Below are 22,633 nucleotides of genomic sequence, written 5' to 3'. Positions count from 1 at the left end.
GAACTCGTCGAACCGCTCGATGTCGCTAGGCGTGTCGGTCGCAAGGTGACGCGCCCACTCGATGGCCCACTGGAAGGCGGGATCTGTCCCGCCCTTGCCGTGAATGTACCACCACCGGGCCGCTTTCAGCACGACCAGCGGATTCGTCGGCGGCTGCTCACCGGCGAGCCAACGGGTGATAGACTCGATTTCGTCGGGGACGTCGGCGGAATCGACCTCCGCTGATTGCGTGTTGTCGATATCGACCGGGATTTCGTCGATCGAGACGTTGTCGGGACTCTGTTGTTGACTCACTGGAAGTCACCTCTGAGGGCTCTCGAAGGAGCCCTCGCCCTCTCTGGGGGCACGAAAAACAGGTCACGAAGTCACGCCGGCGGGAGGTAGACGCTCTGCTCGCCGGCGATCTCCTCCAGGTTATTCCGATGACGGTGGCTGAAGTAGCACTCGTAGCTGCAGTATCCACAGATTGCGCCGGTATCGTATTCGGCGACGTACGGGCCGCGGCGAGTTCGCCAGACGTTCGTCCCGCACTCGGTACAGGCGGCGTCCTCGAGATCGGCTGGACTCGGTCCCTCGTACTGGACGTTGAGTCCCTCGTTTTGCGGTGTCGTTTCGGGCCAGATTCCGTGGGTCCTCCAAAACTCACGGACGCGAGCGAGGCTGTGGCGCACCGTCTTTCGCACGGTGACGTGGTCGGCGTCGCGACCGCTGTCGTCCCAGCCGTCGGCCGTCCAGAACTCGCCGAACTGCGCGCCGCGATGCAGCCCGTTCCAGTCGACGCCGACGATGTCGGCTGGTGGCTCGTCCGTGAGTGTCGGTCGGGTCAACTGTCGAATGGCGTCGAGCTGCTTGGGCGGACTCCCACCGAGGATGTGGACGCGCCGCCCCCTCCAATCGGCTGGGTCAGAGAACTCGTGGGCCAGGCGGTCGGCGTATCCCCGTGAATACCCGAGGACGAGGGTCTCGGGTATCGCGTCGATTACCGCCTGGGACTTCGGAACGACGATGAGCTCGGCCTCGGGATAGCTCGCTTGGATCTCACGAGCAGCAGCGACGTGGGCGTCGACGTCAGTTGGTTCGTAGATGTCGCCGATGACACCGACCCGAGGCTCGTGCTCGAAGAATCGCTCGACGAACCGCTCCAGGTCGGGATTCCGGAAGTCGTTGTCGAGCATCCCGACAGGCATCTCGAGGTTCAGGTACTGGTCTGCTTGATACCCACAGTCTTCCCGAAACCCGGGAAGAAATCCGAGAGCTAGAGCATCAGCCGCGAATGGAGCTCGATGAAGGAACGCTATATGGTCTGCTTGTCTGGCGGCAGCGATGTCGCTAGCCGTGCTGGAGTCTGTACTCAAATCGAGGGACATGATTGGGCTCGCGAGGTCGCTGCTGGCTGCCCCGCACCCATTCAGGGGCCCGAAAAACCGAGGCACAGCGGGTTAACCACCAATAGGGGAACTCACGCGGAATATGTTGGTTAAGAACAGAGCTTACTCTTCGCCCTCACGGAGCTCTTCAGCCTTCCACTTGAGCCGGCGCAGGATCTGCGTCCGATTCTGGTGGGCGTTCTCGTAGGCAACACACTCTTGGAGGATTTCCATATCCGGGATCGTCGCGATACCGGCCTTGACCTATCGGTAATTCGGTGCTTCAAGACGCTTCTCAGGTGGGAATTCGTCGTCACTCCCGTCGCTAATCGTGGACTGTTCCATCTCGGTAGCCCTCCACCCCTCGAGGGCGAGAAAAACAGAACAGACGACTACATCATCGCCGCGGCGTCAGGCCATCGCCTCTTGGAACCGCTCACGCAGCGCGTCTTCACGTTCTTCGAACTGTTCGACTTTCTCCTGCAGGTCGTCGCTGACGCGCTCGATGCTCGCCAGCGCTCGTTCACCCTCCAGCGAGGCCTGCGACCCGTCGTCTCCGTCCGCCTCTAACTGCTGCTCGTACGCCTGCTCGATGCGCTCGATCGTGCCTTCCGGGTTGAACAGAATGTCGTTGGCGATCCGAACGTACTGATCGAGAGACGCCCCTTCTTTCCCCTGGAAGAAGTGGGTGAGCGCGTACGTTGCGCCGGAATGCAGCGTCCACATGTCGATCTCGAAGGGAGACGCCGCATTGGCTTCTGCATCGCCGGCGGCACGCTCGGCCAGGTAGTCCGGGAAGCCCAGCAGGGTGTAGAACTCCGTGACGGTGAACGGGAGTTCCGAGAAGTCGAGCTCGATGTCCTGAGCGTCCCGGATGAACTCGAAGAGGTCGTCGGCGACGAGTTCGACCTGTGCGAGGAGCTCTTCCCACCAGGTCCGGAAGTTCCGCACGTCGCCGACGTGTTTGATGACCTCCTTGTCGGTGAGCGAGCGCATCGTGTTCGAACAGTACCCGTCTTGAGCGAACCCCCCCACGTAGACGGCGTGCTCGCCGAAGAAGTCGTAGCCCGACGTGACGCCCATCGTGATCGGGTCCAACCGGCCGGGGAGTCGCACCTCGAGGCCGTCGAACATGATGTCCATGTGGACCTCGCCGCCACCCCGGTAGCGCCGAATCTCGCCGAACATCACCTCGCCCAGCGGCGTCCCGTCGATGGTCTCCTCGCGGAGGACCTCCTCCAGCGGCCCGTAGACGTCGACCGGGTTGATGATCGAGTAGGAGTCAGTCGGGATGTGAAATAGTGACTCCGTCCCGGTGTCGCCGTCTGCTTCTGTTCGTAACCGCGACGGCTCGACGATTGCGTTGAACCGCTCGGTTTCGACCCACTCGTCGCTGTACGGGTTGCGATACGCGACTGCTGTATCGATTGCCTGTGGGAGTTCTCGAATCGCCGCACTGAAGCTGATTGGTTCAGGACTACCGTGTTGTTCGGCGTACCACTCGGGGAGTTCGGTGTCGGTACGTCTATCGAGGCCTGCGAAGACCGTGGCTGTCTCTGGGTCTTTCATATGTACTCCGAAGGCGCGATGTGTTCTGGTCTGCGCCTCCACCCATTGGGGCGCAAAAAAACGACGCTACGACTGTCGACACTCGTGGGATTGGATACGCTCTGGCAGGCCGACTTTTCCACAGAGCGGACACTCAATGAGTGGTGCCGGCGGGAGGTCTTGGCACTCGGCAAGTGTCTGTCGGAGATGAGCCTTTGTGTCCGCTGCTTCAGCACTTGCCAAAGCAGTGGTGAGATGCCACTCCAGTCGCTCGATTCTCGTCAAATCGCCTCTCTGTGGACTAGAAATCTCTCCTCCAGATCGGTCTGGTGTATCTTCCATCATTACCACGAGAGGATTGAATCCCCTCACCCCTCCACCACGAGGAGTAATGGAACGAGCTTCTGTCCTAGCTCGTCGAGCTTCTCCTGGAGTGGCGTCTTCTTTTCACCTGTCTCTTGGAGCAATGCTGATATCTGCCCCAATTTCGTGTCCGGGCCCGTGGCGACGACGACTGCTATTGCGGTTCCCCGCGTCAGGTACGTCCCTTTGTAAAGCATGTTCTCGCGCTCGGCGAGGGGCACGTCATCATTTAGGGGCTCGCTCGTCTTCCCGACGGGGACGGATTCGCCAGTGAGAGCTGACTCGTCTACCTGAAGTCTTGAGGGGTCTACCACCCGCAGGTCGGCCGGGACCACGGTGACTGAGTATCGTCCCTGTTTCGTACCATTCCTTAAGAAGAGCTCCGTACTTCTTACAGAACATATTGACCGCGACGTCTTGTGTAGCTTCGGTACGGAGTGCCGCCGAAAGAGCCATGCGTCATTCGCTTACCCTCGTCCCCGTAGCCGGTCCGACGACCTCTCGACCTCAAGACGGACAAGATCGTAGCAACGGCGCAGGTCGAGACATAGGCGTCGAAATTAATACGAGACATTGAGCAACAGACGTTCAAGAACTCGTGCCATTCGGTGGTGCACCCATCCTATCAAGTGGGTGATGGAGTTCACAGTGACACAGGTGGCTTCCTAATCCGTTTCTCAAATATATCTCTTTTACACCACGATTGTAGCATCATTTATCCCGTGGGGCTGAGTCATGATTCTTATGGCTCGGCTAGTTTTCGTGACTATTCCGACCGGAAAACGAGAGGCTGTTCTTGATGTTCTTGATGACGAAGGTATAGATTATACACTTACTGATGAAACGAGCGGACGCGAATACACCTCTGCGGTTCATTTCCCCCTTCCAACGAGTGCTGTTGAGCCGGTGTTAGACCGCCTCCGAGAAACCGGTATCAACGAGGATGCTATTACGGTGACAGTCGAGACAGAATCAGTTGCCTCCCGCGATTACGACCAGCTCAAAGAGCGATTTACAGAGGATTCTGAAAGCCCTGAACAGATTGCGAAGGGAGAACTACAAAGTGCGGCCAAGGATCTCGTCCCAGCGTCCATGCCGATATACGCTGGGATGACTATCGTAAGTGCGATCATTGCGACGGCAGGATTGCTTTTAGATTCGGCTGCCGTCGTCGTCGGGTCAATGGTGATCGCACCGCTCATTGGTCCCGCAATGGCGACGAGCGTTGGTACGGTCTTCCGAGATCAAGACCTCTTTCGAGACGGTGTCAAGCTACAGCTCATCGGGGTCACACTCACGGTTGCGAGTGCCGCTCTTTTTGCGATTCTCATTAGAACAGGGAATCTCGTCCCACCTGGCTTAGATATTCTGTCGATCTCGCAAATCCGAGAACGGTTCCGGCCGGACGTCCTGTCACTCATGGTTGCCCTCGGGTCCGGTGCCGCTGGAGTGATTAGCCTTGCTTCGGGACTCTCATCGGCACTAGTTGGCGTCATGATTGCGGTGGCACTCGTCCCTCCCGCAGCGACGGTCGGTATCGCCATCGCGTGGGGGAATACGGCACTCGCCGTGGGCTCCGGCGTGTTGCTCCTCGTAAACGTCCTGTCGATCAATCTCGCCGCACTTCTTGTGCTCTGGTATATGGGATACCGGCCTGAGAAATGGTTCCGTATGGAGCAGACCAGAAAGACATTCGTCAAACGTGTTGGCATTCTCCTGATTAGCATTCTGATCCTTTCTGCATTCCTCGGAACTGTTACGTTCTCCTCGTATCAGACTGCCACTTCCGAGCAATCGATTCAAAATGATATCCAATCAATTCTCGATGAACCGGTTTATTCAGAGTTCGTTCTACTCGAGGTCCAGTTCGAATATTCGGAAAATCTGCTCGCGCAGCGTCCCTCCAAGGTAACCATCTTAATCGGTGCCCCTCGAGGAGAAGCCCCGCCAGAACTGGGAGATCGGTTGGACACCCGTATTGATGAGATCGCAGGTCGCAACGTAGCTGTACAGGTTCGATACCTAACTGTTCAAGAACCGGGGTAGTGCCGGAGGGTGGGGTAACCGTTTATCTGAACAAAGGCCAATAGCTCAGTTAGATAAAAAATCATGTACCAACGCATTCTACTACCGACTGACGGCAGTGGAGCCTCGTCGACCGCGGCTGAAGCAGCTGTTACACTCGCCGATCAGTTTGACGCGGAACTACACGTAATTCACGTCCTTGAACACGACCAAACCGCCACTGATGCTGTTGGTGTCAATGGCCCCGACCGAAGTGGCGAGGAAGCAGTACAAGCGGCTGTCGAATTGGCTGCTTCTTCTGATGTCGAAGCTACGAGGGCGGTCATTGAAAAGTCAAAGTCAATTCATCAAGAGATCCTCACCTACACAGACAAACACAGTATCGACTGTATTGTGATGGGAACCCTAGGCAGGAGTGGACTTAGCCTCAGCCGGGCTGTCCTCGGGAGCGTCGCAGAACTAACCCTACGCGAGTCTCCCGTACCAGTCATGACCGTTCACGAGGAGACTGTTATCGATCCAGAGATCGGTTCAGTACTCGTTCCGACCGATGGAAGCGAGTGTGCACATACTGCTGTTGATCATGCGGGTAAACTGGCAAGATCGCTCGACGCGACACTGCACGTTATTTACGTCGTCGAGATAGGACAGGTGATCAACGGCGATAGAGTCGAGAGGCTACGAGAAGCCCTTGAGGAAATCGGTGAGAAGGCGCTAGACCTCGCCCTTGAGAAGGTCCAATCGTCGACGTACTTGCCGACTGAAACCTCGGTATTGAATGGCCCGCCCTATCTTGAGATTGTCAGATATGCGGAGGAGCACGATGTCGATTGTATCGTAATGGGGACTCACGGTCGGAAGGGTATACGTCGGTTCCTCCTCGGTAGTGTTACCGAACGTGTAATTCGCCGTGCTGATGTACCTGTTATATCGGTGAAATAGGTTTGTCAACAAATACTCCTCCAAGGCCACAAGCAGCCGAACGTCCGTTCTAAAGTCACAGGCCCCAGAAGAATACGATACCAACAGTCGTCACGACAGTTAGTATCAACTGTAACGGTGCGCCGACGCGTGCGAAATCCGTGAATTTGTACCCGCCGGGACCGTAGACCATGAGGTTCGTCTGGTAGCCGACGGGGGTCAGTAGCGGTGTGCTGGCCGCGAAGGTCACGGCCATCACGAACGCGAAGGGGTTGACGCCGAGCTGGCCGGCAACCTCGACCCCGATCGGTAGCAACAACACGACGCTGGCGGAGTTGCTGATCATTTCCGTGATGATCGCGGTTCCAAGGTAGAACAGCCCTAGAACCGCGATCACGGGAAGGAGACCGCTGACCGAAACGACAAGGTCGGCGATGAGGGCCGCCGTCCCGGACGCCTCGACCGCGATACCGAGCGGAATGACACCCGCCACCATGAAGATCACTTCCCAGTCGATGGCTTCGTATGCGTCCTCGGGTGTGAGGATGCCGGTGAAGAACATCGCCGCGACGCCCGTCAGCGCACTCACCATGAGCGTGAGCACGTCGAGTGCCGCGAGTCCGAGGGCCCCGACGAGGATTCCCAGCGCGATGGGAATCTTCGACCGGTCGAAGTCCTCCCATCTGTCCTCGCCCGCGATGGCGACATTCGTGTCCCGTGCGATGCGATCTAACACTTGGTCGGGTGCCTGGACGAGGATAACGTCGCCGGCCTGTAACCGGACCTCCCGGAGGCGCTGGCGGATCACCTCGTCGCCGCGCCGGATCGCCAGCACTGTCACGTCGTAGTCGCGCTCGAAGTCTGCGACACCGCTGCGCCGACTCGACCAGGGCCCGGGCAATAGCACGACTTCGGTAAGTTCGATCTCCTCATCAGGGACCTCCTCAGCCGTCTCATCGCCGTCCTCCTCCGTATCTTCGCTAGACATCTCATCCTCGGCGAGAGCGCCGCTGCGCTCCGCGTCGGGGGGCTCCCAGCCGTGACGCCGTGGCGAGAAGCCGGGCGGGAGAGACGCATCGTCCTCGGTGGCCGCCTCCAGGACCTCCGGTAACAGCTGCAAGTGGTCTTGCTCGATGACCTCCTGGAGGGTTTCCTGGTCGGCTCTGACGGAGAGGACGTCGCCGGCCTGGATGCGTTCCGATCCGAGTCCGCGGGCGAGCGTCCGGTTGCCACGAACGATCTGAAACACGTCGAGATCGAGGCCCTCCTCGCCCAGTTCCCTGACCCAGGAACCGACGAGCGGCGAATCCTCCATGACGACGACATCGGTGAGATAGTCGGTCATACCGAACGCGTCGGTGGGCGACTCCGCCGGCTCGATCCGTGCTGGAGTGAGGTATCGACCGACGGTGAGCAGGTACACGATCCCTACGAGCAACACGATAGCACCCAGGTGCGTGAACTCGAGCAGCGCGAACGGTTCTGCATCGGGACCGCCGACCTGAACCCATACCTCGCTCGCCAGGAGGTTCGTTATCGTCCCGACGACGGTGAGCATGCCGCCGAGCATCGAGGCAAACGACAGTGGGATCAGGAGCTTCGAGGGCGATGTCTTCGTTTGCCGGGCAAGGTTCATTATCGCAGGTATCAACACGGCGACGACCGAGACGTTGCTGACCACCCCACCGGGCGGTCCGGAGAGCGTGACCGTGGCGAGCAACTGCCGGAACTCGTCGTCCCCGGCGAACGCGATCAATTTTCGCGTGAGGATTTGGATAATGCCGGCCCGTCGGATACCTTCGCTCAGGACGAACATCGCCAGGACAGTGAGCGTCGCGGGGTTCGAGAATCCAGAGACTGCCTGCTCCGGTGACACACCAGTCCACTCGCCGAGGAGCGCGAGTGCGACGACAAGGCCGACCGCGGTGGCGTCGATCGGAACCGGTTGGGTAACGAAGAAGACGAAAACGACGGCGATGATCGTCAGTACGACGACCACGTCGAGAGAGACCGGCAGCTGCACAGGGAGTAGCTGTGGAACCCATCCAGCGCTCAAAGAGAAGGAAGAGAAGACAGCACTCATTTATTTGTTATCCCGGAGGAGTATCTGGAAGATTATATAGAATTGGGGTTCTCTCGAATTTAGATGCTCGCGCCCGGCAGTGGTGAACGACCGTGCTACCAACAGGAAATCGAATCGAAATAGAGCAGAGTGGGCAGATCCGTGTTCCAGATAATCGATTACCAGACTCCGGGAGTAGTGAGAGATTCCTCGACACAAATGGATTCGATAGATTAGCAGGTCACTTCCGGGAGAATGTCTAAAATGTTTCCTAACGCTGAAACCAAAGTGATCCCCTGATATCACTACGTCATTACTATGGCTGAATTCACCTTCCATTTCGTGCTCGTTCTGACAGTCGTTTACGGTACGAGCTACAGCCCTCGGTTCCTCGAAAGCTACGGGATTCCAGTCGTTGCAATCGAGATCCTGGTTGGGATTCTCTTTGGCTCAATCCTCGGCGTCGTTGGTCCAGCATCACCGGGGTTCGACTTCCTCGTTACGCTCGCAGCATTTGGTCTGTTGCTGATTATGTTCCAGGCAGGCTTCGAACTCGACCCTAGCCTCATCAAACGCGAACCGTGGCAGGTGGGGTGGTGAGCGTCCTTACGGTCTTTATCCCGTTTCTGTCAGGAGTGGGGCTTGCTCTCTACCTCGGACTCACGCACCCGCCGGTGTCGGTCTGTGACTCCTCCCTATCGGTAGTCTCTGATTGGACAGCCTGGCGAGCGTCCTCCAGTTCCTCGCGGCGTTCCTCGACGCTCTGGTGGATGCTGATGTCCTGCTGCTCGCAGAGTGCTCTCTCGACCTCGAAGGCCATCTCGTCGAAATCGACCGGATCACCGATTCGATCTACGATTCGGTCAACAACGGCGTCTATCGGGCCGGCTTCGCCGAGTCACAGACTGCCTACGACGAAGCCGTCACCGACGTCTTCGACGCGCTGGACCATTGGGATGAGGTCCTCGCCGACCAGCGCTATCTCGCCGGCGACCGGCTGACGCTCCCCGACGTGCGTCTGTTCCCGACGCTGATCCGATTCGACGAGTGCTATCATACGACGTTCAAGTGCAACCGACAGTATCTCCACCAGTACGACAATCTCTGGCCGTATCTACGCGATCTCTACCAGACGCCGGGGTTCGAGGAGACGGTACGGATGGAGCATATCAAAGACGACGGCTACTACCAGGGTGAGATTACGCCGATCGGGCCGGGGCTCGATTACGACCAACCCCACGACCGCGATCAACTTTCAAGTCCCGACGAAACCACGGCTCGACCGTCGTAGCCCCGACTCTTGGTGTATTTTGAACGCGCACCGGTCGGTCCACGTGTCTTGAACGGGTGAGACACTCGGGATCTGATTTCACGGAACGGTTACCCGGCTTCCGCTGCCGTCTCGGTCTCCCCGTCGCGTATCCTTTTCCGGGCCGGTCGCATCGTGGATGTATGAACGATACCGAAGCGAGTTCCTCCGATGGACTGTCCGTAGAGGCGGTACTCGACCGTGTCCGGACGCACACATTCCACCCTGTTGACGAGACAAGCTTCACCGTCGATCGGAGGCTCGAAGAGCACGGCATTGCGGACCTCGACGACGACGATTGGCGGGTCCGACTGCTCGCCGTCCGCGATCTCGTTCGGCTCGGGGACGCCAAAACGTCTGAAATCGCTGTCGGACTCGAGGACGACGACGTACAGGTACGCTACGTGTGTGCAACGGCGCTGGGAATTCTGCGAGCCCAGAGCGAGCTCGACTCGCTCGAACGGATGGTCCGCGAAGATCCGGACCCACTGGCACGATCGCAGGCAATCGTCGCGTTGGGGCAAATCGGTGCCACTCGGTCGCTGGACTTGCTACGTGACCGGCACGCGAACGACGACTCGAAAGATGTCCGTCATCAAGCCGAACTTTCGATCGACCGCATCGAAAAGGGCGCAGTCGCCGAACCCGAGCTGGAGGCCGCGTATCGAAATCTCGACGAGGACACGTTCGAACAGCTGGCAGTCGGTGAGGCTTCGCCGTCATTCGTACTGCCGGATACTGAGGGACGGACATGGGACCTGGAGGATTCGATCGGAGACGACGAGCGGACGGTCCTGCTCTGGGTGTTCGCCGACTGGTGTCCGGTCTGTCACCGCGAGTTCGGCGAACTGATCGAGCTTCGCGAGGAACTACAGGAGGCGGATATCAACGTGGCGACGATCGAATGTCACGGCCAGTATCGCGGTCGTGTGATGGTCGGGCGGGAGCTCGAGCCGGAGTACTGGTTCGCAGAGGAGTCGTTTATTGAGTCGTACGCCGAGGAGATCTGGTGGCCACACCTCCTCGATCGTGCAGGGGCTGTCGGCGCGAAATACGGCGTCGATCCGATGGCTTACGCCGTCCACGCCGAGTATATCAATCGACCTGCGACGGTGATTGTCGATCCGACTGGGACTGTCCGCTTCGCGTATTACGGGACGTTCTGGGGCGACCGGCCGTCTATCGAAGAAACCTTGGCAATGATCCAATCTGAGGAGTTCGAGTTCGAGCATCCGGAACGACGTCAGGTCGCGTCCGAGTGACTGTCAGTGCAGTCTGGACCGGAAAATACCACATCGTCGCTGTGACGGCACACAAAGCCTTCTCGTCGCTGTCCTCTGGCAGACACGGTGCCGATCAGTGATTCAGAGGTCCGTCTCTGATCGGGCTACTCGCCCTCACCACAGGTATTGTAGCGGAAGGCTTCTCCGCCGGTTGGGACCGGGACGCGATGACCGCCTTGACGTCAGGCCGACATGGTAATCGGGGTCGACTGGCATCGGACGGGGCCCACGGAGACCGGTCGTTAGAGCTCGAGTTCGGTCGCCGAGTCGACCTCGAACTGGAGGACTTCGGGCTCACCTGCGAGCAGTTCGGGGAGCCGCTCTTCGAATCTCTGGAAGTGGTCCGTCTGTGAGTGGGCCTCGAATGCAGTGGCGTCTTCGTACTGTTCGAAGAATCGAACCACGTTCGGGTCCGCGATATCCGTCGCGGCGCGGTAGTCGATCATCCCGTCTTCCTGCTGAGACTGCTCGACGAGGTCTTCGATGAGGTCGAGTGCTTCGTCACGGGTCGCCGGATCGAGTGGGAATGTCGCGTGTAAAACAATCACTGTGGAGCTAATAGAACGAACGCCACAATAAATCCTCACCGGGTTGGCGCTTGAACCACCCTAGCGGATCCGGTGACAGGCTGGTCTGTGGTCGGCCACCGACGCGGATGGGTTTTTTTTTGAGGTAGGTGCCGCGTCCGTCTGGTGAGACGATTTGGTTCTAACGCATTCTCCAACAGAGAGCGACAGAGGGATTTACTGTGTGCGATTCCCGTAGTCGTCGCGTCGAGAACGTGCGCAAAGAGGGCCCCACCACCGGGCCACCCGTGGGCGGACAGGTGTCGATTCCGGTTCGCAGAGATCGAGGAGCACCTACCGACAGCGAGCACCTCGACCATCTCCAAACGGCTTGACGAGTTCGAGGAAGCCGGACTGATCTCTCGAACCCAGTATAACGAGATTCCCCCTCGTGTCGAGTACTCGTTGACTGATGATGGAGATGCGGTGCAGGCCCGTCTCGAACCACTGTTGGAGTGGGCCTCGACGGCCGAGGAACTCCCGACAAATGACCGTTGTGTAATGTAATCACACGTTCGATAGTCTGTTAAGTCGTTTCCATGCCCTTCTGGTATTCATGCCTGATCAGCCGTCTCTGTCACCTCAGGAATCTACTGCTGACCTCGCGAACCTCCCACCGAGTGCGAAACTCGTCGCAAAAACGCTCGAATACGAGGGTGATAGCACGCAGTCGGAGCTTGCTGAGTCAACGCTTCTCCCGCCCCGCACCGTTCGTTATGCGCTTACGCAACTCGAGGAGAACGGGATCGTCTCCCCCCGTATCTCGTTCATGGATGCGAGACAGCGGATCTATTCACTGAGATTGCGTGACGGCCATCGTATTGGCACCGACGCTAGATCAGTCCCAATCCACCGCCGACCAAACGGAATCCAACCAGGGTGAGGAGACCTAAGACGACGAGTCTGCGAGAGCGCTCGTTGGCAGTAACTCGCAGACGCTTCCCGACTACGACCCCGATGACTGCCGGCGCGGCAGCGACGACGGACGCGAGCAGGAGTATCCGACTCGGATACAGCCCAAATAGACCCGCCACACCAACCCGAATTCCGTTGAGTCCCAAGAATACGAGCGCGACGACGCCGACGAACAATCCGTGTGAGAGGTCGAAGCTCCGGAGATACGCGATGAACTGTACTCCGACGTTCGTCCCGCCGAACAGCAGTCCAGAGATACTGCCGACACCGAGCATTCCAACTGGCGTGTGACTGAACGTACCGGTCCCACCTGCCGACCACTCGGGGAGAGGAATCCGCTGCTGGGCGCTCGCGACGAACCCGAGCGTCAACACGCCGAGACCGACACGCAGGGGGGCCGACGGAACACTCTTGAGGACAGCCATCCCGACAACCGTGCCGACCAGCGCTGCACCGATGAGTGGTCCAAACCGTCGACTACAGGTTCGAAGCTCTTCACGGGAGAGTTCGCGTACCAGCGAGAGATTCACCGCGAGAATCGGGATGATCATGAACACGACTGCCGTCGCCGGATCGATCACCGTCGCAAGTGCCATCGTTCCGACGAGGGCGAACCCGAAGCCAGCCAATCCATTCGTCGTTCCGGCGAGCAGAATAACGAGCGTCAGCAGCGCTACTGTTGGCCCCCCGATGGCTGCAATCATCTGTCAGCGCTCGTGAGTTGGTCGTAGAGGACTGGGAGTGTGCCGTAGTTAATAGCATTTCGAACTAGGGCCTCGGTCGTCGTGTACTCGTCAGTTCCGTGCGCCGTCTGGGTTCCGAAGCCGAACTCGACCGTGGGAATCCCCTCGTGTCGGAGTTCCTTGGCGTCGCCACCCCCGGTCGCGCTCCGTCGGTAGACCTGGTCGTCGACGACGTGTTCGGCTGCTTGGGCGCTCGCTTCGACAACCGGACTCCCGAGCGGCTCGTACGACCCACGGGTCCACGAGAGATTCGTAATCTCGATGCCGTCCATCCCGGCCAGGCAGTTCCGTATCCCGCTGAGCGTCTCGCTGGTATCGACGCCGGCGGTCAATCGGATATCGACTCTCGCACACGCCGAGGCCGGCACCATGTTGATCGCCGTTCCGCCCTCGATGATGCCGAGATTGATCGTCGGGTAGCGGTACAGGCGGCGGGTCGCCTCGGCCCCGGCCTCCGGCTCGTAGAAATCCACCGACTCCTTGATAATTTCGTCCATCGACGAATCGACCGAGAGTTCCCGTTGCCCGAACTCGCTTCGCAGCTGCTCGACTGCCGTAGTCAGGCGATCGATCGCATTCTCTCCGATCATCGGCCGTGAACCGTGAGCGGCGGTCCCGGTCGCCTCCAGCGTCAGCCAGATGTTCCCGCGATCGGCCACCGAGACGGAGTAGCGCCCGTTTCGAGAGGTGGTCTCGCCGACGACGCAGGCATCAGGGTCGAACTCCGTCGTCTCTAGGAGTGTCATGAGTCCAGCATCGCCACCCGTCTCCTCGTCGCTGACGAACGCGAACTGGAGTGTCACTGGCGGCTCCGTCCCGGTCCGAGCGTATGCGAGGGCGACCTGTAACATCGCGGCGACCGATCCTTTCATGTCGGTCGCTCCGCGGCCGTAGATACGCTCGTTGTTCCGCTCACCCAGCGGATCGTACGCCCAGTCGCTATCGTCGAACGGGACAGTATCGAGGTGGCCGTTGAAACAGAGCGTGCGGTCGGCCCGGCTGGGGAGCGTGGCGACGAGATTCGGCTTCTCGGGGTCGACTTCATACCGCTCGATTGCCAACGGCGGCTCGTCGAGCACGTCTTCGAGCCACTCGACGACCTCGACGGTTCGTCCCGGCGGATTCTGGGTATCGTGACTGAGGAGCGTCTCGGTGAACTCGAAGAGTTCGTCGCGGTTACTCGAGAGGTATTCGGCGACGGCCGCGGGTAACTCGGTAGTGTTCATTTATGTGAGTCTGTATCACTGCTGGCCGCCGACGCCGGCGTACTCGACGCCGGTCAGGTCGGCGATATCTTTCTTCCAAGTCGACAGATCACGACGCTCGAACCCGGAGAGACTGTCGTGTCCACAGGCGCGGGCCATCACCTTCATCAGTTCGACTGTCGCCTCGAAGAAATTCTGTAGGCCGTCGGCGGCCGAGTCGATAACGAGTCGACTTCTGAGGTCCTCTCGCTGGGTGGCGATCCCGACGGGGCAGTTGTTCGAGTCACAGGCCCGCATCCCGAGACAACCGATCGCCTGCATCACCGAGTTGGCGACCGCGACGCCGTCCGCCCCAAGCGCCATCGCCTTGATGAAATCCGATTCCGTGCGGAGACCACCCGTCGCGATCAGCGTCACGTCCGACCGGTCGCGTCCGTCTAGGTGACGGCGGGCACGGGCGAGCGCTGCCATCGTCGGGACCGAGATGTTGTCCTTGAATACATCCGGTGCTGCGCCAGTGCCTCCGCCGCGGCCGTCCAGAATAAGGTAATCGGCACCGGCCTCCAGCGCGAAATCAATGTCCTCCTCGACGTGCTGAGCGGAGAGCTTGAATCCGATCGGGATGCCGCCACCGACTTCCCGGACGAGGTCGGCCATCTCGGCGAAATCTTCAGGGGTGCGCAGGTCGTCGAACCGTGCCGGGCTCACGGCGTCCGTCCCCGGTTTGAGGTCGCGGACTTCCGCGATCCGACCCTGTACCTTCTCGCCGGGAAGGTGGCCGCCCGTACCGGTTTTCGCACCCTGACCGGCCTTGAAGTGGAACGCCTGGACCTTTTTGACGAGGTCGATGTCCCAGCCGAACTTCCCCGTCGCATACTCGTAGAAGTACCGGGAGTTGGCCTCCTGTTCTTCGGGGAGCATCCCGCCCTCGCCGGAACAAATGCCTGTGCCCGCCTGGTCAGCCCCTTTCGAGATCGCGATCTTCGCCTCCTCGCTGAGCGCACCGAAGCTCATGTCGCTCACGAAGATCGGGATTTCCAGCTGGAGCGGATTCTCCGCGTTCGGGCCAATCACCAGCTCCGTGTCGACTGGGGCCTCGTCGTCGAGTGGGGTTCGGGCGAGCTGGGCAGTCAGGAGCTGTAGGTCGTCCCAAGAGGGAAGCTCCGAACGTGGAACTCCCATCGCCGAGACGTCACCATGTTCACCGATTCCATCGGGTCCTTTCTGGGCGAGACTCTGGATGTAGTGTGTGTACGGCTCTTTTTCGTAGTCGGGTTCGCCGTAGAACTCGGGGTCGACCGATCCACCATCGATATCGTCGGTGGCCCCTTGCATCGCTCCGTCGTCGCTGTCTCCAGCCTCGGGGGGATCGTACGGTTGTGGATTCTCGTCCGCCCACGCCGCGACCTCTGCGGCGTCGACGAAGACGGCGTCCTCGTCCTCGTCGACCCACGCGGTAAACTTCTCGAGGACCTCCGAGTTATCGTACTCGCTGACGCCCGTGTCGTATCGGTAATCCCAACCGTGAACGCCGCAGATGAGATTGTGCCCCTCGACGTGGCCGTCGCCGAGGAGCACCCCGCGATGCAGGCAGCGTCCGTACAGGACCGACACCTCGTCGTCGTAGCGAACGACCACGAGGTCGATGCCATCGACGCGGGCGTGTGTGGGCTCACGATCAGGGAGGTCGCTCCAGACGGCGATCTGTTCGGCCGTCCCCTCGTTAGAGCGACTCATATTGCGTACCTCCCTTCCTGGGGGGTAGATCGACGCTCGATGCGACTCGACGACTGCTGACCGGAAATCGATGTAGTGAGTATCATCATTGGAGTGTCGTTTCGGGAATGTTCACACCGGGTCTGAGTCGGTGAGGATTTCGACGAGGGCGGGGCCATCGTACGCGATTGCATCTTCGAGAGCGTCGTCGAGTGCGTCGACGTCGTCGACGAAGACGCCGTGACCGCCGCAGTTTTCGGCGAATGCAGCGAACTCAGGATTGACCAGATCGGTCTGCCAGACGTCCCAGCCGCCCGTGCGCTGCTCCTTGCTGATCTTCCCGAGTTCGTCGTCGTTCAAGAGGACGTGCGTGACGTCCATATCGTACTTGACGGCGGTCGTGAACTCGCTCATGTACTGGCCGAAGCCGCCGTCGCTGGACACTGAGACCACTTTGCGACCAGCGAACGGCGACTCGGGTTCCTGTGTGGCCGCCCATGCACCGAGCGCTGCGGGGAACGCAAAGCCGATCGAGCCGAGATAGCCTGACATGAGCACGAACTGGTGTTCCGGCTCGAAGTACCGCCCGAAGGCGTAGGTGTTGTTCCCCACGTCGACAGGGATGATGGCGTCGTCCGGGACGAGCCGCGTCATCGCGTCGAAGGTCGTGGCGTAGTTGACGCCACGCTCGGGCGTTTGGGTGCGTCGCGTCGCCTTCTCCTCGCGCCAGATCTCCCACCGGTTAGCGAGTTCCTCACGCTGGCTTTCCGCCTCCACGTTATCGATGCGACCCAGCAGCTCGTCGACGGTGACGCCGATCTCGCCCCAGACGGGCACGTCGATACTGTGGAACTTCCCGAGGGTCATCGCGTCGTAGTCGACGTGAATCGTCGGCTTGTACTCCGCAATGCCCGTGTGATTCGAGAAGCTCGCCCCGAAGACGGCCAGCAGGTCCGCCTCGTTCATGAAGTGGCTCGCAATCGGCGTTCCGCTCCGGCCGAGGACGCCCCCCGCGAGCGGATGCGAGTCGGGAATCTGCCCCTTCGCTTTGAATGTCGTCAGCACCGGACAGTCGAACTGCTCGGCGAGGTCGACGATCCCGTCCATCTCGAACCGTGCGCCGTGACCGGCGATGATGACCGGCCGCTCGGCGGTTTCGAGCAGATCCACAGCATCACGGAGCGCGTCCTCTGGTGGGCTGATGTCGCGCTCCGTGATGCGTCCCTCGGGATCGCCCGGCTCGACGCCCTCTGCGGACTGGGTCTGGATCTCGTCCGGGAAGATCAGGTGTGAGACACCTCGTTCAAGGATCGCGGTCTTGGCAGCACGGGTCGCGAGTTCAGCGTGCTGGCTGTCCGGCAGGACAGTCGCCTCGAATTCGGCGACGTCGCCGTAGGCGGCCTCGAGGTCGACCTCCTGGAAATTGCCCGTGCCCAGCACCTGCGACTCGACCTGCCCCGTGAGCGCGATGGTCGGCGCACCATCGACGTTGGCGTCCCATAATCCCGTGAGCATGTTCGTCGCCCCCGGCCCAGCGATGGAGAAACAAGCCGCTGGCCGACCGGTGAGCTTCCCGTAGGCCGAGGCGGCGAACGCGCCGGCGCCCTCGTGACGGACGCCGTAGTACGCGAGGTTTCCTTGGTCGGCCTCGCGGCGGAGCGCGTCAGCGAGACCGAGGTTCGAGTGGCCGACGATCCCCCAGACCTGCCGGACGCCCCAGTTGACCAGCGTCTCGGCGATGACGTCAGATACTGTCCGCTCGTGGGGCTCTTCCTCGGGAAAACCGACGTAGATGCCGTCGTCGCGTTCTTCGACCGGAAACGTCTGGACGCAGTCGTCGTGTGACCCGGGCGTCTCACCGGTTAGCGGATCGAAGTCCCATCCGTGCCATGGACAGCGGAGCCACCCAGTTTCAATCGAACCCTCGCCTAGTGGGCCACCTTGGTGCGGACAGCTGTTATCGAGTGCAGCATATTCCCCATCGTGATGGGTTACAGCGACGGTCGTATCGCCACAGCTGACAGCCTTGACCCGACCCTCTGGAAGTTCAGTTGGAGAAAGCGCCTTGTACCACGTCATGTCCCCGTGTGGTGTGTTCGGGGACGAGCTATCGGCCATATCTTTGCCAGCCGTGGAGAACAGGGTTAATGACGCTGGGGGCGTTCAAACGCGTTTCATCTCACCATAGCATTTATATATCGATTACTTGACTACGTTTTCGCATCCACGAGGCTAGTCACGGCACGGTGAGCCTGCTCGGACCACTCCCCCAGAAGTTGGCCTGTTGCGTCCCTAAGACTGGTATTGTCACCGTCCGCTTGATTTTAGTAATCAGGACGCTAATCTGGTTGAATATAAATATCGATGGAACCTGGGACCGACAGTAATCGACGAGACTCGATCCTTGAACCCGGCGAAAACATTCGAGTTCTGTATGTCAAAAACAATGGATCCAGTACTATAGAATGGTCTGAGCGCCTGGAGCGGGCAAACGACTCGTTCGAAGTAACGATTGAATTCGATTCCGACGTGGCGCTCGAAACTCTTCACGACACACCCGTTGAGTGTGTCCTCAGCGACTACGAATTGAAGGAATCGAACGGGTTGGAGGTATTGGAACGAGTCAGAGAGTTCGATTCAGAATTGCCGTTCATACTGCTCACAGACGATGGGGACGAAGATATCGCTAGCGACGCGATCTCGGCCGGCGTCACGGACTATCTCCAAAAAGATCGGGAGGAGAATCAGTTCGAAGTGCTGGCAAACTACATTGAGAGGGCCGTTGAGCGATATCAGTCTCAGAGAGCCGTTAAACGAGAGCGCGTCCATCGCGCTGCCCTGTTCAAGAACACGCCCGATCCGATCGTCAGAGTGACGTTCAAGGATCAAACACCCGAAATCGTCGACGTCAACGCCGCCTTCGAGTCGGTATTCGGGTTTGAACAGGAGACGGTTATTGGCTCCAGTATTCGAGACGTCATCGTTCCTGATTCGGAACACGGAGAGCATCGCTCGATCCGTGATGACGTGGTCGAAGGAACCCCCGTCGAGACAGAGGTTCGCCGGCAGACCAACGACGGCATTCGACAGTTCAAGCTCCGGGTTATCCCCATAGACGGAGCCAACGGGGTTCGCGGTGCGTACGCGTGGTACACAGATATCACCGAACAGAGGCAGTACGAGGAACGCCTCGAGCGCCTGAACGAGGCTATCCAGAACCTGATGACTGCAACTACCGAGACGGAGGTCGCAAATATCACCGTCGGGATCGCCCAACAGGTTCTCGAACAGCCACTGACGGCGATGTGGTCGTTCGACGCCGACGCAGAGGTGCTCCGCCCACTAGCTGCTACTGACGCCGCGGCCGAATTGAATGATTCCCGCGACGTCGGCGACACAATCGGGACGATCCCGTCCGGTACCACCGAGATCGATATATTCCACGAGGGGAGGCTGACAGAGGTCGAAGATTACAGTTCGGTCGAGAACCCGGCTCATCCCGATACACCACTCGGGACAGTCCTGATCGCGCCACTCGGTAACCACGGGCAGCTCCACGTCGGTTCCCGGACTGTCCAGCCGTTCGACGACACAACTCGCGACCTCGTTGAGATACTGTGTCAGAACGCGGAGGCAGCACTCGAACGCGTGTATCGCGAACAGACGCTGAGTAACCTCAGCGAGATAACCAGTGAACTGGTGCAAGCGTCATCTACTGAGGAAATTGCGACCCTGGCAACCGAGGCCGGAAACGAGATTCTGGAGTTGCCGTACACACACGTCTACTTGATCAACGACGACGGCGATGTGCTGGAACCCGTAGCGGTAACGGACGCGACGCGCGACCGGTTCGGAGAGCTACCGCGATTCCGACGGGGAGAGGGGTTGTTCTGGGAGACAATTTCGGCCGGTGAGATTCGTCTCTACGACGACGTCCAGACCGAACCCGGCTTGGCGAGCGACGTTCCGTTCCGCGGAGCCGTCATCGCACCGCTCGGTGAGATGGGCGTGTTCGCGAGCGGGTCTCTGCAGCCCGCGGAGTTCGATGCGTTCGATAAAAAAACTCGTCTCGATACTGGCAGCCACTACCGTAGGGGCTCTCAACCGGGCCGAACGCGAACAGAGACTACGCGATCGTGAGCAGGAACTGGAGCGTGCCAGAGATCGGTTCCAATCGGTATTCGAACACAGCAACGACGCCATCGTGATCTTCGATCCAGAGGCGGACGAAATTCTTGAGGCGAACCCCCAGGCGAGCGAGCTACTGGGGTACACCCAGGAAGAACTCCTCTCGATGGGGCCGTCCGACATCCATCCCGAAGAGATGGACCGATTCCGGGAGTTTCTCGATACGATCCGCACGGAGGGTAGCGGCCGGACGGACAGACTCTCTTGTCTTACGGACTCCGGCGAATACGTCCCGGCGGAGATCTCCGCCTCGACGCTAGAATTCGGCGGTCGCGACAGTGTTCTGGCTCTAATCCGTGATATCAGTGAACTCCGAAAGTACGAGCGCGAACTTGAGCGTCAAAATGAACGGCTCGAAGATTTTGCGAGCGTCATCTCCCACGATCTCAGGAACCCGTTGAACGTGGCAATGGGCCGAGTCGAAATCGCTCAGAGGAATTTTGAGAGTGAGCATCTGGAAACTGCCAAATCGTCTCTAGAACGAATGGAAGAGATGATCGGCGACCTCCTGGCGTTGACCCGTGCAGGGGAATCCGTCGAAGAGACTGACCGCGTGTCACTCGATTCTATCGTCGATGGATGTTGGCAAAACGTCGATACCCGGGAAGCGACTCTCGAAACGTCCGTCGAGATAACGATCCATGCGGACAGGAGCCGTCTCCGCCACGTGCTCGAGAACCTCTTTCGAAACGCCATCGAACACGGGCGGTCCGACGTGACGATACGCGTTGGAACGCTCTCGGACAACACCGGGTTCTACGTCGAGGACGACGGCCCGGGCATCCCCTCCGAAGACCGCGACAACGTGTTTGAGCAGGGCTACTCGACCACCGAGGATGGGACGGGCTTTGGTCTGAGTATTGTCAAGGAAATCGTCGAGGCACACGGATGGGACATCATAGTTACCGACGGCACAGATGGTGGTGTCCGCTTCGAGATCAGCGGTGTCGAGGTCGAGTGAGCTCCGACCCTCACTTATGGTAATTAGTGCACTCTCAGAATGGATGTCTGACTGGGCATCGTTGTCTCCCCTATCTCTGGTATCCCTCGGTGCGCCGTCTCTAAGATCTTCGGGGATCGATCACGGTTTTACACGATGGACACTCCGCAAAGACGCCGATCGAGTCATCCGAGCGTTGGTAGGTGATTATTTCGTCTCTCCTTCGGATGTCGTGCCCGCAATTCGGACAAGCGCCGAGGCGTCCATCGTCGGGTATCATTGAAACAGGGGGGACGGGGGAAGATGGAGCGTGTGACACATCGCCCCGTTCGGTACTCGGTTTACATGGCAAATGAGTATTCAGCGAGGATGCAACAGAGCCACACAGGGCTTGCTGGGACACTGACACTGGTTCGAATCTATTGAACGGGAAGGTTAGTCCAATCCGTAGAAACTGTCCCGGCCGTGATCGTCCTGCCAAGCGAACGCGTAGAGCCGACGGGCTGGGAGCCGAGTCAACTGTCGCCCGTCACTACTTTTTCCGGTCGTGAGGCCCCATGAGACACCGTCTCCATACAGCCTCTCATCACGGACCTCGAACCGGTCGCCTGGATGCTCGAATGCGTGAATTTCATCGCCGGTACTGACGACGAGCACACTGAGTCCACCGATTGAATCAGAGACGACGCCACCGCTAGCACGAACCTCCGGGAGCGGATAGCCGACCGCGTCGCTATCGTGGACAATTCCCAGTACTGGCGTCTTCGGGTCGATGTCGTCACGATCCCAGCCACGTTCGGGACCTTCCCCACGCATCGCTCGCAGACCGAACGCCTCCGCGGAATCGTACTGCTCGTATCGCGTCATGTCGTATGCCGCGCGGGGTGACTGATGCCGCGAGTCGTTCTCGCCGCCATGAACGGGTTGTAATACGATGCCAGTTGGATATTCGGCTCGAAACCGCTCCCACGACATCATCGACGCGGCGACGACGTCCAGTTTCTGTCCCTCGAGTGGGCCGCTGATGGCTTCTCCGAGCGGTTGTTTCCACTCTGATTCGGTCTCGCGGTCGTACATCACGAGCGCGTCGTCAGCAAGCTTCCCGGAGGTGCCAAACGTCAACACCTGTTCGTCAACCACTCGGACGTAGACGACGCCACTCGCGCAGATCGGACACCACGTGACCGCGATAGGTAGCTGGTCTTCGGTCGCGTCCGTGGATGCGGAGGTGAATGTCTCCATTTTGGGGCTTCCCGACACCACATCGTTGACGATCTCGTGGTAACTAAGGATTCGAACCGGATACGCCCGTGGTGGACCACTTTCGACGACGATCACGTCATCGTTGTCATCGCCGAAATATGACGACCCGAACGACGGATCGTCGATGCTCGGAATCGCATCCCGCGGGAGCACGTCCTGAATATCCATATGCAAGTCACGGCTGGACCGTGCATAATCACTTGGCCCAGCTGCGTATTG

At 59.5% G+C, this 22,633-nt stretch carries 19 protein-coding genes and 2 pseudogenes; 9 read left to right on the top strand and 12 right to left on the bottom strand.

The window, feature by feature from the left end; genetic code table 11:
* From GJ633_RS02135 to GJ633_RS02115, 5 genes and pseudogenes are all read right to left on the bottom strand, one after another.
* The coding region (locus GJ633_RS02135) for a hypothetical protein (RefSeq protein WP_321168868.1) at positions 1-294 on the bottom strand (294 nt) is incomplete at its 3' end.
* A 71-nt stretch (positions 295-365) separates the two neighbouring features.
* Positions 366-1,367 (bottom strand): DUF6610 family protein, encoded by a 1,002-nt coding sequence (locus GJ633_RS02130; RefSeq protein WP_156586772.1) that lies wholly within the window; start codon positions 1,365-1,367, stop codon positions 366-368.
* A 123-nt stretch (positions 1,368-1,490) separates the two neighbouring features.
* A pseudogene (locus GJ633_RS02125) lies at positions 1,491-1,712 on the bottom strand (hypothetical protein).
* A gap of 66 nt (positions 1,713-1,778) precedes the next feature.
* On the bottom strand, positions 1,779-2,936 hold the full coding sequence (locus GJ633_RS02120; protein WP_156586770.1) for a hypothetical protein: 1,158 nt from the start codon (positions 2,934-2,936) through the stop codon (positions 1,779-1,781).
* A 347-nt stretch (positions 2,937-3,283) separates the two neighbouring features.
* On the bottom strand, positions 3,284-3,613 hold the full coding sequence (locus GJ633_RS02115; RefSeq protein ID WP_197431190.1) for a hypothetical protein: 330 nt from the start codon (positions 3,611-3,613) through the stop codon (positions 3,284-3,286).
* A 409-nt stretch (positions 3,614-4,022) separates the two neighbouring features.
* Here GJ633_RS02115 and GJ633_RS02110 point away from each other — a divergent pair, with 409 nt between their 5' ends.
* Both GJ633_RS02110 and GJ633_RS02105 read left to right on the top strand, forming a co-directional pair.
* Positions 4,023-5,324 carry a TIGR00341 family protein gene (locus GJ633_RS02110; RefSeq protein WP_156586768.1) on the top strand — a complete coding sequence of 434 codons (1,302 nt, stop codon included), beginning with the start codon at positions 4,023-4,025 and terminating at the stop codon, positions 5,322-5,324.
* A gap of 63 nt (positions 5,325-5,387) precedes the next feature.
* Entirely contained in the window at positions 5,388-6,245 is an 858-nt protein-coding gene (locus GJ633_RS02105) for a universal stress protein (RefSeq protein WP_156586766.1), read from the top strand.
* Between the two features lie 55 nt (positions 6,246-6,300).
* Here GJ633_RS02105 and GJ633_RS02100 read toward each other — a convergent pair whose 3' ends face one another.
* Positions 6,301-8,307: an SLC13 family permease gene (locus GJ633_RS02100; RefSeq protein WP_156586764.1), complete on the bottom strand. Its 2,007-nt coding sequence runs from the start codon at positions 8,305-8,307 to the stop codon at positions 6,301-6,303.
* Between the two features lie 297 nt (positions 8,308-8,604).
* On the opposite strand from GJ633_RS02100, the gene GJ633_RS02095 reads away from it, so the two are divergent.
* The 3 genes from GJ633_RS02095 (at position 8,605) to GJ633_RS02085 (ending at position 10,857) form a co-directional block, all read left to right on the top strand.
* Positions 8,605-8,886 carry a cation:proton antiporter gene (locus GJ633_RS02095; protein WP_156586762.1) on the top strand — a complete coding sequence of 94 codons (282 nt, stop codon included), beginning with the start codon at positions 8,605-8,607 and terminating at the stop codon, positions 8,884-8,886.
* A 112-nt stretch (positions 8,887-8,998) separates the two neighbouring features.
* Entirely contained in the window at positions 8,999-9,577 is a 579-nt protein-coding gene (locus GJ633_RS02090) for a glutathione S-transferase C-terminal domain-containing protein (protein WP_156586760.1), read from the top strand.
* Between the two features lie 161 nt (positions 9,578-9,738).
* Positions 9,739-10,857, top strand: a complete 1,119-nt coding sequence (locus GJ633_RS02085; RefSeq protein ID WP_156586758.1) for a HEAT repeat domain-containing protein — start codon at positions 9,739-9,741, stop codon at positions 10,855-10,857.
* 263 nt (positions 10,858-11,120) lie between these two features.
* Here the strand turns inward: GJ633_RS02085 and GJ633_RS02080 are convergent, their stop codons facing one another.
* On the bottom strand, positions 11,121-11,426 hold the full coding sequence (locus GJ633_RS02080; protein ID WP_321168867.1) for a putative quinol monooxygenase: 306 nt from the start codon (positions 11,424-11,426) through the stop codon (positions 11,121-11,123).
* Positions 11,427-11,570: 144 nt separating this feature from the next.
* Between GJ633_RS02080 and GJ633_RS02075 the strand changes: the two genes are divergently transcribed.
* Positions 11,571-11,951, top strand: coding sequence for a winged helix-turn-helix transcriptional regulator (locus tag GJ633_RS02075; protein WP_321168866.1), 381 nt, complete (start codon positions 11,571-11,573; stop codon positions 11,949-11,951).
* Positions 11,952-12,000: 49 nt separating this feature from the next.
* Positions 12,001-12,249 (top strand): annotated as a pseudogene (locus GJ633_RS02070) (winged helix-turn-helix domain-containing protein); the annotation flags it as partial.
* A 28-nt stretch (positions 12,250-12,277) separates the two neighbouring features.
* Here the strand turns inward: GJ633_RS02070 and GJ633_RS02065 are convergent.
* The 4 genes from GJ633_RS02065 to GJ633_RS02050 all read right to left on the bottom strand — a co-directional run bounded on the left by GJ633_RS02065 (position 12,278) and on the right by GJ633_RS02050 (position 18,102).
* On the bottom strand, positions 12,278-13,063 hold the full coding sequence (locus GJ633_RS02065) for a sulfite exporter TauE/SafE family protein (RefSeq protein ID WP_156586754.1): 786 nt from the start codon (positions 13,061-13,063) through the stop codon (positions 12,278-12,280).
* On the bottom strand, positions 13,060-14,328 hold the full coding sequence (locus GJ633_RS02060; protein ID WP_156586752.1) for a M20 family metallopeptidase: 1,269 nt from the start codon (positions 14,326-14,328) through the stop codon (positions 13,060-13,062). The genes GJ633_RS02065 and GJ633_RS02060 overlap by 4 nt, the downstream gene beginning before the upstream one ends.
* 15 nt (positions 14,329-14,343) lie before the next feature.
* Positions 14,344-16,044 carry a glutamate synthase-related protein gene (locus GJ633_RS02055; RefSeq protein ID WP_156586751.1) on the bottom strand — a complete coding sequence of 567 codons (1,701 nt, stop codon included), beginning with the start codon at positions 16,042-16,044 and terminating at the stop codon, positions 14,344-14,346.
* A 111-nt stretch (positions 16,045-16,155) separates the two neighbouring features.
* Complete coding sequence (locus GJ633_RS02050; protein ID WP_156586749.1) at positions 16,156-18,102, bottom strand: thiamine pyrophosphate-binding protein; 1,947 nt, start codon at positions 18,100-18,102, stop codon at positions 16,156-16,158.
* Positions 18,103-18,387: 285 nt separating this feature from the next.
* On the opposite strand from GJ633_RS02050, the gene GJ633_RS02045 reads away from it, so the two are divergent.
* Positions 18,388-20,163 carry a GAF domain-containing protein gene (locus GJ633_RS02045; RefSeq protein WP_156586747.1) on the top strand — a complete coding sequence of 592 codons (1,776 nt, stop codon included), beginning with the start codon at positions 18,388-18,390 and terminating at the stop codon, positions 20,161-20,163.
* Complete coding sequence (locus GJ633_RS02040) at positions 20,069-21,172, top strand: nitrogen regulation protein NR(II) (protein WP_156586745.1); 1,104 nt, start codon at positions 20,069-20,071, stop codon at positions 21,170-21,172. Before GJ633_RS02045 ends, GJ633_RS02040 begins: the two co-directional genes overlap by 95 nt.
* 414 nt (positions 21,173-21,586) lie before the next feature.
* Here the strand turns inward: GJ633_RS02040 and GJ633_RS02035 are convergent, their stop codons facing one another.
* A complete protein-coding gene (locus GJ633_RS02035) occupies positions 21,587-22,582 on the bottom strand; it encodes a DUF3179 domain-containing protein (protein ID WP_156586743.1) in 996 nt (331 codons plus the stop codon).
* Positions 22,583-22,633: the final 51 nt, after the last annotated feature.

The sequence above is a fragment of the Halorubrum sp. CBA1125 genome, from assembly GCF_009742825.1.
GTDB lineage: Archaea > Halobacteriota > Halobacteria > Halobacteriales > Haloferacaceae > Halorubrum.
This window is presented reverse-complemented; position numbering and strand designations above follow the sequence as displayed.